Source organism: Leptospira broomii serovar Hurstbridge str. 5399 (genome assembly GCF_000243715.2).
Lineage (GTDB): Bacteria > Spirochaetota > Leptospiria > Leptospirales > Leptospiraceae > Leptospira_B > Leptospira_B broomii.
Map to the genome: position 1 here is coordinate 1,778,903 of NZ_AHMO02000008.1, position 14,019 is coordinate 1,792,921.

The 14,019-nt window shown below is 42.8% G+C and carries 14 protein-coding genes; 5 read left to right on the top strand and 9 right to left on the bottom strand.

All coding sequences use genetic code 11. The features are described 5' to 3' along the window. Window positions 1–257 precede the first annotated feature (257 nt). From rssA to LEP1GSC050_RS13860, 3 genes are all read left to right on the top strand, one after another. Window positions 258–1,154 (top strand): patatin-like phospholipase RssA, encoded by an 897-nt coding sequence (gene rssA / locus LEP1GSC050_RS13850; RefSeq protein ID WP_010571803.1) that lies wholly within the window; start codon window positions 258–260, stop codon window positions 1,152–1,154. A gap of 106 nt (window positions 1,155–1,260) precedes the next feature. After that, a complete protein-coding gene (locus tag LEP1GSC050_RS13855) occupies window positions 1,261–2,025 on the top strand; it encodes a tetratricopeptide repeat protein (RefSeq protein WP_010571804.1) in 765 nt (254 codons plus the stop codon). Between the two features lie 12 nt (window positions 2,026–2,037). Next, entirely contained in the window at window positions 2,038–2,667 is a 630-nt protein-coding gene (locus LEP1GSC050_RS13860) for a DUF2062 domain-containing protein (RefSeq protein ID WP_010571805.1), read from the top strand. A gap of 6 nt (window positions 2,668–2,673) precedes the next feature. On the opposite strand, the gene LEP1GSC050_RS13865 is transcribed toward LEP1GSC050_RS13860, so the two are convergent. The 6 genes from LEP1GSC050_RS13865 to LEP1GSC050_RS13890 all read right to left on the bottom strand — a co-directional run bounded on the left by LEP1GSC050_RS13865 (window position 2,674) and on the right by LEP1GSC050_RS13890 (window position 9,557). Further along, window positions 2,674–3,717: a 2-dehydropantoate 2-reductase gene (locus tag LEP1GSC050_RS13865; RefSeq protein WP_010571806.1), complete on the bottom strand. Its 1,044-nt coding sequence runs from the start codon at window positions 3,715–3,717 to the stop codon at window positions 2,674–2,676. A gap of 106 nt (window positions 3,718–3,823) precedes the next feature. Beyond that, window positions 3,824–4,747, bottom strand: a complete 924-nt coding sequence (locus tag LEP1GSC050_RS13870) for an esterase/lipase family protein (protein WP_010571807.1) — start codon at window positions 4,745–4,747, stop codon at window positions 3,824–3,826. An 852-nt stretch (window positions 4,748–5,599) separates the two neighbouring features. After that, entirely contained in the window at window positions 5,600–6,613 is a 1,014-nt protein-coding gene (locus tag LEP1GSC050_RS13875) for a zinc-dependent alcohol dehydrogenase family protein (protein WP_010571808.1), read from the bottom strand. A gap of 99 nt (window positions 6,614–6,712) precedes the next feature. After that, window positions 6,713–7,960, bottom strand: coding sequence for a crotonyl-CoA carboxylase/reductase (gene ccrA / locus LEP1GSC050_RS13880; protein WP_010571809.1), 1,248 nt, complete (start codon window positions 7,958–7,960; stop codon window positions 6,713–6,715). Between the two features lie 94 nt (window positions 7,961–8,054). After that, complete coding sequence (locus LEP1GSC050_RS13885; RefSeq protein ID WP_010571810.1) at window positions 8,055–8,651, bottom strand: TetR/AcrR family transcriptional regulator; 597 nt, start codon at window positions 8,649–8,651, stop codon at window positions 8,055–8,057. 213 nt (window positions 8,652–8,864) lie between these two features. After that, entirely contained in the window at window positions 8,865–9,557 is a 693-nt protein-coding gene (locus tag LEP1GSC050_RS13890) for a hypothetical protein (protein ID WP_010571811.1), read from the bottom strand. 158 nt (window positions 9,558–9,715) lie between these two features. Here LEP1GSC050_RS13890 and LEP1GSC050_RS13895 point away from each other — a divergent pair, with 158 nt between their 5' ends. Then, the gene (locus LEP1GSC050_RS13895) at window positions 9,716–10,402 is read left to right on the top strand and encodes an OmpA/MotB family protein (protein WP_010571812.1); all 687 of its coding nucleotides are present in this window, start codon (window positions 9,716–9,718) and stop codon (window positions 10,400–10,402) included. A 16-nt stretch (window positions 10,403–10,418) separates the two neighbouring features. Here the strand turns inward: LEP1GSC050_RS13895 and LEP1GSC050_RS13900 are convergent, their stop codons facing one another. Next, window positions 10,419–11,042, bottom strand: coding sequence for a TetR/AcrR family transcriptional regulator (locus LEP1GSC050_RS13900; RefSeq protein WP_010571813.1), 624 nt, complete (start codon window positions 11,040–11,042; stop codon window positions 10,419–10,421). 223 nt (window positions 11,043–11,265) lie between these two features. Between LEP1GSC050_RS13900 and LEP1GSC050_RS13905 the strand changes: the two genes are divergently transcribed. Further along, on the top strand, window positions 11,266–12,567 hold the full coding sequence (locus LEP1GSC050_RS13905; protein WP_010571814.1) for an alpha/beta hydrolase family protein: 1,302 nt from the start codon (window positions 11,266–11,268) through the stop codon (window positions 12,565–12,567). A 150-nt stretch (window positions 12,568–12,717) separates the two neighbouring features. On the opposite strand, the gene LEP1GSC050_RS13910 is transcribed toward LEP1GSC050_RS13905, so the two are convergent. Continuing rightward, window positions 12,718–13,128, bottom strand: coding sequence for a hypothetical protein (locus LEP1GSC050_RS13910; protein WP_010571815.1), 411 nt, complete (start codon window positions 13,126–13,128; stop codon window positions 12,718–12,720). Window positions 13,129–13,418: 290 nt separating this feature from the next. Beyond that, on the bottom strand, window positions 13,419–14,015 hold the full coding sequence (locus tag LEP1GSC050_RS13915) for a histidine phosphatase family protein (RefSeq protein WP_010571816.1): 597 nt from the start codon (window positions 14,013–14,015) through the stop codon (window positions 13,419–13,421). Window positions 14,016–14,019 lie beyond the last annotated feature (4 nt).

Sequence of the window (14,019 nt, forward strand, 5' to 3'; positions counted from 1 at the left end):
TTGGAAAGAAATTATTGCTAAATCCTATTTTTATACAAAGATCTTAAGAATCTTTTACATCCGGAATTCTATGAATTTTATTTTCAATTGTCTGACTCGTCCATGTTTAATAGACGGCGGTATAAGATACTTCGCTGTTTGCAAAACTCTACTAGCTAAGGAGACGTTTTTTTTCGGAGTTTTAATACTATACGTTATGGAAAAAACCGTGGAAAGATGACACTGTATGATAGTTTTCGAAGAGATTTGAGGCAATAATGGGAAATAACGGAAAGCGAAGAATCGGATTAGCCCTCGGAAGCGGTTCCGCCCGGGGTTGGTCGCATATTGGGGTGATACAGGAGCTCGAGAATCTTGGAATACGCCCGGATATCGTCTGTGGGACCTCCATCGGCTCATTAGTCGGTGCGTTTTATTCTGCCGGAAAGCTCCATGCTCTCGAAAGCTGGGTCGAAAGCCTGGAATGGAAAGATATCCTAGGTTTTATGGATTGGACATTCGGCGGAGGATTAATTCGGGGAAAGAAACTCTTCGATTTTTTTGCCCAAGAATTCCGTGACGCTGAGATTCATGAATTGACTCTCCCTTACGGTGCTGTTGCGGCAGATCTTGATACCGGAGTAGAGGTTTGGATCCGAGAGGGGTCCATCTTTGAAGCCGTTCGGGCCTCGATTTCTTTACCCGGTATTTTTACACCGGTTCTAAAAGATGGACGATGGCTTGTGGACGGAGGTTTAGTAAATCCCGTTCCAGTTTCCCTTTGTAGAGCAATGGGGGCGGATTATGTCATCGCCGTTGATTTAAATCAGGACCTTTTGGAAAAGAGAGAAGCGGAAGATAAGAAAGAAATTTCTATCGAGCCAATGTCTCGCTGGAGGTCCTGGACTTCTAAATTTTGGGGAAGCGATTTGGATGAACACCTTAAAGCGGAAAAAGATGACAAACCCGGAATCATGGAAGTCGTATCCAAAAGCATAAATATCATGCAAATCCGTATTACTCGGAGTCGGATGGCGGGAGATCCACCGGATATTTTACTCGCGCCTCGTCTGCGTTATATCGGATTGATGGAATTTCATAGAGGGAAAGAAGCGATCGCCGAGGGACGCGACATTGTCAGAAAAATGGCTCCAGCTTTAATCATTCCGAAATGAAGTTCCCGATTTAGGGATTGCCACAAAAACCGGGAAGAATAGAATCTCAGATGAGTTCTAGACAATCGACGCCAAAACGAATAAAGACGATAATAATACGACTTTCATGAACAAGTTACAAATAATCTTCCTCCTTTTCGTATCGTTTCCTTTTTCGTCTTGTACGGATAAAGAGGATCCTCCAATTCTCGAAATCAGGGATTTATTGGACTCCGCACATATCGGAGAGTCGATCGAAAAGGCTAGAGCGCATGCGGAACAATCCGGAAAGACGGATCAAATACATTATCTTCGCGGTTGGATTCAGTATTTAAGAAAAGACGACGATCAAGCCGAAAAAGAATATAAACTTTGTCTAAAGGAAAATCCGGAATCCTACGATTGCCTTCGTGGAATTGGATTGATTCTGCAGCAGCGAAAGCAGTATGTGAAGGCCGAATCAAGTTTTCAAAAAGCATTAAACGCCGCCGAAACGCAAAAGGATTTCGAAGCGGTATCCATCTTAAGAGTGGATTCCGGAAATCTATTGCTACGCCAAAATCGGCGTTCCGAAGCGATATTCGAATATAAAAAATCGTTGGAAGCGAAGCAGGACGGTTCCGCTTATTTCGGTCTTGGATTGACTACGCTTTTACAAGGCGATCGAAAATCTTCCAAAGATTATCTGGAAAAAGGTTTAAAGACTCCTTATAGAGATCTAATTCTTAAAGCGGAAACATATTATTTATTAGCGAAATTGCAATTTGAATGGGAAAAAAATCCGCGGGCAGCCGCCGTGTCGGCAAAGAAGGCCTTCGAATTGTTTCCGGCAAAGAAAGAATATGCAAAGGCATGGGAGCAATATTCGAAAGCAGCTTCCTCGCTCCCATAACGTAGGACAATAATGAAATACTTAGCCGCATTGGCGCGAATCGTACATAAACAAATTATACTTCCTTTCCAAGAGTCGCACGCTCCCGTAAACGAGGTTAGTCTAGGAACTTCAATCGGCTTAATTTGGTCCATGACTCCTCTAATCGGGATCCAAATGTATCTGGGTTTTGCGACCTGGGTTATTTTACGGATTTTTCGAATTCGCTTTTATTTGCCGATTGCGATCGCAATGATTTGGATCACGAACCCGGTAACGCTTCCGTTTTTTTATTATATATTTTATATATTAGGCAAATATTCTCTAATGGCGTTCGGAATCGCTTCCGTCGAGTTGGATTTTAATGTTATATATGAAGTGATGGCCAAGTCCGAATCGATGGATTTCCTTTCCGGCTTATGGTATTGGTCGGTATTCCTATTGGATAAGATGGGACTTCCTATGTTTGTGGGCGGTTTCGTGGTGGGTCTACCTTCTGCAATTATCGGATATCCTCTTACGTATCGGCTCTTGAACTCATATCGTTCGACACTTGCGGAAAAAGAAGGAATTACTCTCAGGGAATGGGAAGAGCGTCACGTAAGAAAGGACATCGGTCTCTTTTCGGCTAGACCATCCTTGAATCAGAAGGAAGGGGTTTAAGTTTCTTTAAAATTTTAACCCGAGTCTTGCGATCAAAGTTTCAGGAGTATATTGCAAGGATTTCGGATTTTTTTCCGCTTCGCGAACGAGGGCGACGATAGCCCGATTAATCGGAGCGCCGTGTCCGACTCTATCCGCCAACTTTAAAATCTCTCCGTTTAACGTATCGATTTCGGTCGGTCGCCCTTGGTTTAGATCTTCCCACATGGAGGAGCGAGCTTCAGGGTCTATTTTTACCATGCTCGAAGCCGCTTTGAAAAAGAGCCAATCAGGTAATTTTAATATTAATGGAGCGAGCTGCGGTATCATTTTTCCCGCTCTGCTTGGTCTTAGTCCTGCCAGTTTCAAGACTTCAAAACCTTCGGAAATCATTGCGGCTAGAATCCTACGATATCCGCGTAAAGAAAGTTCCTCCCTTAGCGGAATTCCGGAAAGCGCATTTAGGCTGTTATTTAGATTAATGAGAAGTTTTCCCCAAAGAACGCCGTCCATATTGGGATGAGTAGCCGCAGATAGTCCGGCGATCTTAAGATAATCTACGATTTTTTTTCCATATTGATTTTCCTGAACGACCAGATCTCCGCTCGTCCCCCTATGAAACTGCCCCTTACCTTTTGCGATCACGTTGAACGGAACCATTCCCGCTAGAATTCTTTCTCCTAAATGCGGAATCGATTCGTAAAGTAATGACTTGTTTTTAACGCCGTTTTGAAAGCTGACTATGATCGCTTTTTCTTTTTCTGCGGAAGATAGATGCTTATTTAAGGCCTGGCCTAATTCTTTTGTATCTCTGCTTTTAACAGTCACTAAGAAGATGGAAGCGCCACGAACTTCTTTTAAGTCGGTAGTATATTCGATCTTATTAGGTGGAATGGAAAAAAACTTTCCCGTAAAATCGGAAATTCCCAGACCGAATAACTGAACTTCCTTTCGATTTCGTTCTCTTCCTACAAAGACGACCGGAAATCCTGCGTTGACCAAATGTGCTCCAATGTACGTTCCGATGCTTCCTGAGCCGAGAATCGCAAATTTAGCAGAATCTTCTTGCATAAGCGGATAAGATTTATTGTAAAACGGGAAAAACCAAGTAAAAATAAAAAAACCGAGAGTCCTTTCGGAAACTCTCGGTTTTACTTATGAGAATTCTAACTAACGATTATTGGTTAGATTTCGCGTTTTGGGCCATTTTCAAGAAATAACCCTCAACATCGTACCAAGTCTTACCTGAATTCAAAGTATTGGAGGCTTCCAGATGGTCGACTCCCGTTGTCAGGATTCCGTAGCTTGGTCCTCCGTTAAATGTCCCCCATTTAAGTGAAGAATAAGGAACGAGACCGTCGCAAGTTGCTCCTTGTCCGTTGAACAAACCGCCGGCAGCGCAAGCAGGTTGCAGAATTCCCATTAAAGGGTGCTGGATAAGGTCAGGGATGGTGATATAAGATCCGTAAGAATAGTATTTCACCGCAGAAGAGTTCGGTGTACGGGTATTAAATGCCGCCGTTCCCGAAGTAGTCAAAGAGCCTAAAGCTGCGAGTGCGTTTTGTTGTCCGCCGCCGTAAACTAATTGTACCACTACGCCTAAGACCGCATTAACGAAAGGTTTAATCCAATCAGGCAGGACAGTATTGATTATGTCTGCAATCGGAGATCCGCGGTGCGGGGTGTTCAAAGTGGTTAGAGTCGATACTTTAGAAGAAAGACCCAGGTTAGAAATAGCGTAACGGCTATCCAGTCCACCTTGCGAGTGACCTAAGATATGAACTTTCGAGAACCCGTTGGCTGCCATATATACGTTGATTTTGTTAGCTAACTCGACTCCGCGGGTTTCGTTAGACTGTGCCGCAGTTTTTGTCGGAGCATATACCGTTGCGCCTTGTGAGGTTAGATAGGAATCCATTCCTCCCCAATAGCTAATAATGCTGATTATGCCTGATGAATCGGTTCCCCAGCCAAAAAGACCGTGGGAAAGGATAATCGGATAGGCCCCAGCGAGTGGTTTGGAAGATGATCCTCCGCCTGATGCGAACAATGAGCCGCTAAAAATAAACAGGATCAATACTGATAGTCCTAGTTTACGCATGGAATGTTACCTCTTTTCTCTTCACTATTCTCTGTGTCTCAAATTGAGATTCGCTTTGTGTTTCTTGTTCGCTTTTTCTATGTATCACTCGATATAGAGTGAGGGTTTTTACTGTATTCTGATCCCCGAGATTGTCAAGAGAAAACGTTCGAAAAAAACTTCTTAAATAATACGTTTGATATAAAACTAAATTATTTTTAAATCAAGCGTTATATAAAAATGCATTTTAGTTTTTCAAAAAGGGCGATTTGAAAGCATTTTAGGAAAATAAAAGTTCTAAGGCTAACCCTCTTACCTGCTGCCTTTTTCTCTTATTTCCCAATTATATTTTATAGGAGAGGATTTTTAGAAGACCGGTCAATGATACGAAGAATTCAGATCGGTCCAGGAAGTTATTCCTTCCGATGTGATATTCTTTTCCGACGAAATTTGAGTTTTTGCTCCGAGAAAAACAAATCTTCCGAAGGATTCCGAATTTTTATCCCGCGATCTGTGAAACAAAATTAGCGCGCGGCTTTTAAATTTTAAAATACACGATCGGGTTTTTCTTAGTCGTAATTCGATCGTCGAATCGGAATAAAATTTCTATTTCGGTTCTAGGTTCTCAGTGTTCGCATACGATCGTCTGTGATTTCAGTTTGAATCATTCGTTCGGTGGGGAGAAACTTCGAACGAAAAATTCTTTTTGATAAGTGCGTAAGAGCCGATTAAAGACCAAAAAGTTTTACAATGATAGGATGGGTATTTTGGAAAATTCGTAACAGGCAAAAAGAAAGGTCCTTCGTTTAATGGAAATGAAGCTGATCGCTGTCGGAAGCTGGTAGTTAAGGGACTTCGAAATCGATGATTTTCCTAGGAGATTCGAATGACTATCTTTCCGAAATGACTTCCTTTTTTAAGGATGCCTAATGCTTCTCTGAATTCTTGAATCGGAAAGATAGAATCTACTACCGGACGTAGTCCGACGCTTTGAATAGCGCGATTCATCTCTAAGAAAGCCTTTTGATGTCCTACTACGATTCCTTGAACTTTTATTTGATTCATAACAAGCGGTAGAAGATTCAAATCCTTAATTGACCCTGCGAGAATTCCGATTAAGTGAATCGTGCCGAATAGTTTAACGGCTTTCACGGACTGCTCTAACGTTCCTGCGCCTCCTACTTCGACGACATGATCGACTCCTTCTCCTCCCGTTAGATCTCGAATCGCCTCTCCCCATTTGGGAAGTTCCTTATAATTGATTCCATAGTCGGCTCCCAGTGCTTTCCCCCGAGCTAGCTTTTCCTCGGAAGATGATGTTAGGTAGACTGTCGCACCGATCATCTTTGCGAATTGCAATGCAAACAGGGAAACTCCGCCCGTTCCTTGAACTAAGACAGATTCACCCGGCTTCACTTTGTTTTCTACGAAGAAGGAGGACCAGGCAGTTAGGGCAGCGCATGGCAGAGTAGCGGCTTCCTCAAAGCTTAGATGCGAAGGCATCGGGACGATACCGGTTGTCGGTAAAATAGCATATTCTCGTAGAGTTCCGTCTAAAGGACCGCCTAATGTAGTTCGAAGCTCTTTCTTTGTGGCGGGGCCGCTGATCCAATACGGCGCAAAGGTTGCGTTGATCTTATCTCCGACTTTAAATTCCGTAACGTTTTCTCCGACTTCCACGATTTCCCCGGCTCCGTCACTGCAAGGAATCATCGGTACGGGGAATTTAGGATTGTATTTGCCTTCGATCACCAAATAGTCTCTAAAGTTTAAGGAGGCTGCACGGAATCGGACCAACACTTCTCTCGGACCCGGCTTTTCGGGATCCGGTATTTCTACAAGAGAGAGGTTTTCTGCGCCGAAGGAAGAAAGACGAATTGCCTTCATGGTTGATTCTTAGTTGATAATTTAGGTTTTTTCAGGTTTCGGAAACTCTCCCGCTGATTTTCTCCACGAGAGAGTTTCGATTCGATGGAAAAAGATTCCTTACTTGATTCCTAATCCTGGCTTAGCGGCTCCCACGAGAATACTCATATTTCCCGAAGGATGCTTATTTTCCTTCATCAATTGATGGGCTTTAGCAGTTTCATCAAATGTAAATGTCTGCGCGAGAACCGGATCGACTTTCTTTTCTATCACCAGTTGGTTTAGTCCGGCGGAATTTTCATCGTTTGCAAAGTGGGAACCTTGTAAACGTTTTTGCCTCATCCAAAGATAGCGAAGGTCAACGGTCGCATTAAAACCGGTGGTTCCGGCACAAATTACTACCATTCCACCCGTTTCGCAAACGAATACCGAAGTCGGTATAGTCGACTCGCCCGGGTGCTCGAAAACGATTTTCGGATTTTTTCCTTTTCCTGCGATATCCCAGATTGCCTTACCGAATTCGCGTGCGTTTTTAGTCCATTCCGCAAATACTTCCGGCTTATTGATTTCAGAAGTCAAGGCTCCCCAATGTTTGAAATGATTCCTATTGATTACTCCGGCTGCACCTAGGTTTTTACAAAAATCGATTTTATCATCCGAAGAAACGACTGCGATAGGAACTCCACCTGCGGCCTTTACGATCTGAATAGCCATGGCTCCAAGACCCCCCGCACCTCCCCATATAAGAACTACATCACCGGGTTTTACGTCGTTCGGTTTCCAATGGTGAAGCATTCTATAAGCAGTGGCGCCCACCAGCATATAAGCTGCTGATGCTTCCCAACTAAGATGCTTCGGTCTTGGTAAACATTGATGATCCTGAACTTTGCAAAATTGTGCAAAGGATCCCCAGTTTGATTCGTATCCCCATATGATTTGAGACGGGGCGAACATAGGATCATTTCCGGACTTAACCCAAGGATCGTTATGATCCCACATCCCGCAATGGACGACTACTTCGTCGCCAACCTTCACATTCTTTACGTCGGATCCGATTTTATATACGATACCCGAAGCATCGGAGCCGCCGATATGGAATTGCTCCGGTTCTCCTTTTTTATTTCTGGCTCCGATTACGTTTACCGGATATCCGAGTGCGGCCCAAACATTATTGTAGTTGATACCTGCGGCCATGACCGCGACTAAAACTTCGTCGGGGGCGATTTCAGGGACTTCGATTTCCTCAGGTTGAATTGATTTTATCGGATCTCCGAACCTGTCAGGACGGATAACCTGTGCATGCATTTTTTTAGGGACAACTCCCAAAGGGGGAAGTTGGCCGATTGGTACGATTTCAGGTGCGTTCATGCGGACCAGAAAAACCGTATCGATCTGGGATACGACCAAAAAACGATAGATTTTTTACGGTAAATCGATGAATTTCCCGGGTCCTTGTCGGAGGTTAATTGTTTGATAGAATAAAATCGATTCTTTCTTCGATTCCTTTGACTCGGTCTTCAAAAAAGCGTTCGGAAGCTATGGAAAGTATGAGGCTGTGAAGGAGATCCACTAATAAAGATAATTTTAAGTCGGGTCGTTTGCTTGGAGGGTTGCGCGTCGCGGCAGCTTCTAACAATTTTCTATACTGGGCTCCATAATGATTAGTGTATTCTAGAACAAGATTTTCCGGGGCGGAATAAACCAGACTGAATGGTAGGCGGGTTCTTTCGGGAAATTCTCGGGCGATATCTATGATTGCCTGGAAAACGGAAACCACTTCCTCCCTTAAGCCTTTTTCTTTAATGATCCGACTCCGAATGCCGTTTAAAATCATTAAGTGTGTGGCGACGAGCGCCTTACGAAACAGGTTTTCCTTTGAATGAAAATGGTGATAAATACTCGGTTGTTCTAATCCGCATTCTCTGCTGATTTCACGTAGTGAGGTACCGTGGAAACCCTTTCTAGCAAAAGCGATCGCTGCCCCCTCTAGAATTCGTTCCCGAGAATTTCTAAAATTTCCATTAATGGGGTAGACTGGGCTACCATCCTTTTTCTTCACTGATTCAGACCTCTTTTGCGAGGATATTTCCCGAGCGTTTTATTTTTCGTACTCGTTAGCGAGCCCGCTTGGTTAAACCCTTCGTAGCTTTCGGGCTTATAGTCTACGCTACAACAAATACCCGATTTTCGCAATTCAATAACAAATTATTAAAGCTTCAATGCGACTATCTAAGAGAAAAATAAGAGTTTTTCATCCTAATCCTCTGTTTGGTTAGAATTCTTTCTTGAAAACTTCAAAGTAGTTCCTGGTCTCAGTGGTTCCCGGCGCTCGACCATCTAATCCTGGTTGCTTCGTACCGGGAGATTGAGGGAGATTGAGGTTTTGGTCCTTTTCCTCTCTTCCGAAGGCCGCGGAAGGAGTATATAGCTCGCTTCCGAATAAAAGTTCAAAGTTGGCTACGTTAGACTCCGATTCTTCTAAACGAATTTCTATTAGGAAATGGTTTTCCCCGTATCTTGCTTCCCATTCATAAATAAAGGATGTTTCCGCAAGTCCGGTATATAAGGGAGAAAGCTTTCGATCTTGGGAATCCGAAATGAAAATTTGAACCATCACCGCTTCGTCCGGAATTTCGTGAGCGAGACCGATTCCGAGTTTGCGAATTATTTTCCTATCTTTGCCTTCGGGAAATTGCAGTTTAAAAATTACCGAACTTCCCTTAAAAACAGAACCTGTAAACTGAGACTTTTTATCTAGAGTATAGCCTCGTTCTTTTAAAGTAGCTCTTACATCTTCGACTAGTTTTTTTAAAGTGGGAGGCCCGCCGGTTAATGATTCCTTAGGATTTACATGTGTCCCTGCCGGCGTAGTTTGCGCACGGGATTCCGCACTTAAAAAAAGCGCAAATATCAGTAGAAAAGGAAAGATTCCGATTCGGACCGGTTCTAATGAGAAATGATGCATACTTACGGATCAGACTAACCCTTATGCTTGTTTATTGCCAGATTTTTTCCCTCACAAACACAATTTCCTATTAGAATGTCTCAGGAATTTAAGAGAATGATCGATAGATTAACAGTGCGTCTTAGTTCGATGCACAACTAGATTTAGAGGAGAAGACCATGAAACCTAAAAGAAGTTCCTTATTTATTCTGATATTTATCATTCTAACATCGCAATATTGCGTCTCACAGTCAAAGTACGACTCTCTCCAAGAAGCCTATACGCGTAAATCGAAGGATTTTGAGGCTCTGGAAAAGGATAAACTCGGTCTACTTCGCTCGATGGACGATATGAAACGTCTACAGGAAGAAACTCAACATCGCGTCATGGAATATAAGAATCTTCTTGCTAGCTTCAAGAGTATGATTGATGCGGGAAAACTGAAAATTAGAATCGTAGACGGACGAATGGTGGTTGTTTTATCTTCAGACATTCTCTTTCCTCCGGGTTCCGCAAGTCTTTCGCCTAAAGGTACGGATGCGATTAAGGAAGTTACGGGCATTTTAGCTTCCTTAGAAGGTCGCCGCTTTCAAGTCGAGGGACACACCGACGACATCCCCACGGGAGTTAAAGGTTATTCGAACTGGGAACTCGCATCTGCAAGAGCTTTGAATGTTTTACACACTATGGTTAAGGCGGGAATGCCTGAAGAAAGAATCAGTGCAGCATCGATGGGTTCATCCAGACCGGCAGTTTCGAACACTACCGCCGAAAATCGCATGGCCAATCGCAGGATCGAAATCGTGATCGTTCCGGATCTTTCCAATTTACCCGGGATCGAAGAATTGAAAAAGATGAGCGAATAAACTTACGAAGTTTGAATTACTTTTTAGTAAGGTAGCGGGCAATCATTTTTGCCGTTTCCTTAAGGATTCTTTCCTCGCTCAATTCGGATCCGAAAAAAACCAAGTGTCCAATGATATCGTCCATGGCCCGATGAGCTACGATTAACTGCGCCTCGTCGGCGTCGATCTCCAATACTTGTCCATAATGTTTTAATAATTTAGAGACTTCGATCCTGGTTCTTTCCACTTCTACAGTTTGGATTGCCTTTCGGATATTATCGTCCGTATAGGAAAGAAGGGCGAATTCCTTATGAAGCTTTCGATTCTTTTGTATATTCTCCTTCATTTTTAATAGAAGTAAATAAACGATCGTTTCAAAGTCTTCGGTTTTTGGTAAATCTCGTATGATATCCTGCGCTAATTTTCCGAAAAACTCTTCGCTAATCTGCCTAACTACTTCCAATCCGATATCGCTTTTGTCCTTATAGTAAGCATAAAAGGACCCGATCGAAACTTCCGCTTCCCGGACGATGTCTCTAATTCCGATATTCGAATATCCGTGTTTTTTAACCAGCCGGTAGGCTGCTTGCACCAATCGCTCCTTTTTATCGATGGAACGTTTTTGAATCGGCTTTCTGAGATTATTTCTGATCGAAGTCATTTATTCGGTCTTAACGACAAAGGATTCAACGCCTACATTTTTCTCCCCAGGCCACTCCGGGAAACAATTAAAAGATTCGGCAAAGCTAACTTTGTGGACTGGATTTTACTTTGTTTATAGACGCCCTAAAATAAAAAAATATGAACTACGTTCATATTTTTGATTGACCGGCCTGAATTTTTTATTAACAATATGAACACAGTTCATATTATGGGGTTTTTCAGTGAGAATCGAATCTCTTCTTTTTAAGATTGTTGTAGTTGCGGTCATCATTTTGGTGGCTTACTTCTTTTTTCGTCCCACGGATAGTGGGCAGCATAGGTTTTTCGAGGATCAATCCTACCATTTCCAAACTCTACGGGCGTTAAACGACATTCCTTTCGATGGCGCGGATATACAGGAAGTTCTCCAGACAATTCGGAAAATCAAATCCGGCGATTCGCATGGTTGGTACTCGGCTTGGACAGAGACCGGGAAGAAATCCCTGAAAATGGCGGAAACGGTCCGCGATACTAAAAGTAGAGGGAGAGCTTATCTTAGAGCTCATAACTACTTTCGAACTGCGGAATTTTTTCTTCCTCCGGACGATCCAAAACGCGGTGATTCCTGGAAGGATAATACCTCCGCATTTTATAAAGGACTGGATATCCTCGGAATCACATATGAAAGGATTCGAATTCCGTTCGGGAAAAATCATTTGAATGCGATTTACTATCCGGGGCCGATCGGTTTTAATGAGCGGCCGCTGATCGTATTTTTTGGAGGCTATGATTCTACTCTTGAAGAACTGTATTTTACGTTAGTTGCAGACGCTTGGCAACATGGATATTCGGTTTTGACGTTCGAAGGTCCAGGACAAGGTTCGGTACTCAGGGAGCAAGGACTGGTCTTTACTCATGAATGGGAAATACCCACAAAAGCTGTGATTGATCGGTTTTTGGAATCTCATAGACGTCCTCGTAAAATCGTATTAGTCGGAATGAGTATGGGGGGTTATCTGGCGCCGCGTGCCGCGGCCTTCGACGATCGAATCGACGGAGTGGTTGCCTTTGACGTTCTTTTCGATATGGGTGCAGTTGCGAAACGTTATGTTCCTCCCGTCTCATTTTGGTTGAAGGATCACGGGTTGAATTCTGTTTTAATGTCGATCGTGAAAATAAAGTCCTTCTTTTCGCCCGGTTTTGCCTGGGCGACCGCTAACGGAGAATGGACGTTAGGAACGAAGCATCCGTTAGATACGGTAAAAGAATTCGAAAAATATAATTTATCCGGAATTGCAAAGCGTATTAAATCGCATGTCTTAATTTTAGCGGGAGAAGAGGATCATTTTATTCCCGTCGAGCAAGTATCGCAATTTCAGACCGAATTGACCGGAGCCGAAAGCGTTACGACTAAAATTTACGATCGCAATTCGGGCGGAGCGGAACATTGTCAAATGGGAGCGATACAATTGTGGCACGCGGATTTTTTTGATTGGATGCGGGAAAAATTCGGCTCAGAAAACGATCGGTTTGGTGGAAAGTAGTCGCCATTCGAATGTCGATTTGAACGTATTTCTCAATACGATTTCGTTCCCCGATCGAAATTTTTCTCACCTTGTATTTCCGAATATGTCGTTTCGTTCATCCAATAATTTTAAAGAAATTCAAATTACTTTTTAGAAATTAATGATTTCTCACTGAATCTTAAGGGAAAATGACAGATGGTCGTAGGGAATAACGACCAAAAAACATCTGAAACTTCCTTTGTCGGTCTGAATCGATTGCGTAAACGGCGAGGGTTGTCCGTAAACCGCGAAATTTGAAGATACGCTATAATTACTGCCAGTAACGGTGGAATTCGAGTTTCCTATGTAAATTCCCGCTCCGTTCCCGGAGGGATTTGAAGTAAAAGAAATGGAGTCCATTGTTCCGTTACCGGCATAGTAGTAAAAATAATGGCCGGGCGAGGAACCGGTTTCAGGCGCGCCACCTTTGGTAATTGCCGAAGAGTTTAGGCACGAAGCCGTCGGTTGGATTAACGATAAAATATGTCCGTGACCGGAATGCCTGTCACAACCGTAAGCGCAAATTCCGATCAGAATCACAACCGAAACAATTCTCCGATAAACTCGCACGAAAATAAATTATCTTATAACTAACATAAGTCCATAATTTTTCGATATTTCAATAGAAACTGTATATTTCGCATAACAATTTAAGCAATACGGTTTTCAAGAATCCGACCAAAATCGATCCGGCAGAAATTCGGACGACCTAATTTATGTTCTATTTTAGGTTTGATCCGACTAATAGACAACCCAATCAATTGTCCGTCCCTGCACCCTATTCCCCTTCCTATCTGAGATACGAAGGAAACCGAATATTCGAATAGAGGCTATGGCCGGTTTTTTAGAAGACTTTCTTTGTCGATAAGGATTTCGTAAATTTCACAATTCAAAATATTCTCGACCGATCTTGATTCAAGAAGATGGAACATTCTATAAATCCAATATCCGTGAGTGCATATCGCAATTCGGTTTCGATTTTGTGTGTTGAATAGATTCCGTAAAAATGAAAGAATGCGCAAGTCGACATCTTTCTTTCTTTCACCGTTCGGAAAATTCACTGCTTCCCATTTTGCTTCCAGGCTTTTCCAATTTGTCCAAGTATCCTCACCGAATTTAGCATCGATTTCGGAAATCAGCATTCCTTGTGCTTCGCCAAGGTTGACCTCTCGTAGGCGGGAATCGAAAAATAGAGGAATCATTAATTCGGAGGCCAAAGGAGAGACGGTTTGTCGAGCACGCAGTAAGTCGCTACTGTATAAAATGTCTATTTCGCGATCCTTTAATTTATCAGAAATAGATTTGATTTGATTTTGACCCGTTACAGATATCGGAGTGTTTAGTTGGCCTTGAAGTCTTCCTTCGGCATTCCAATCCGTTTCTGCATGCCGAAATATATAAAGAGAAAGCAATTCTATCGGGTTCAATCTA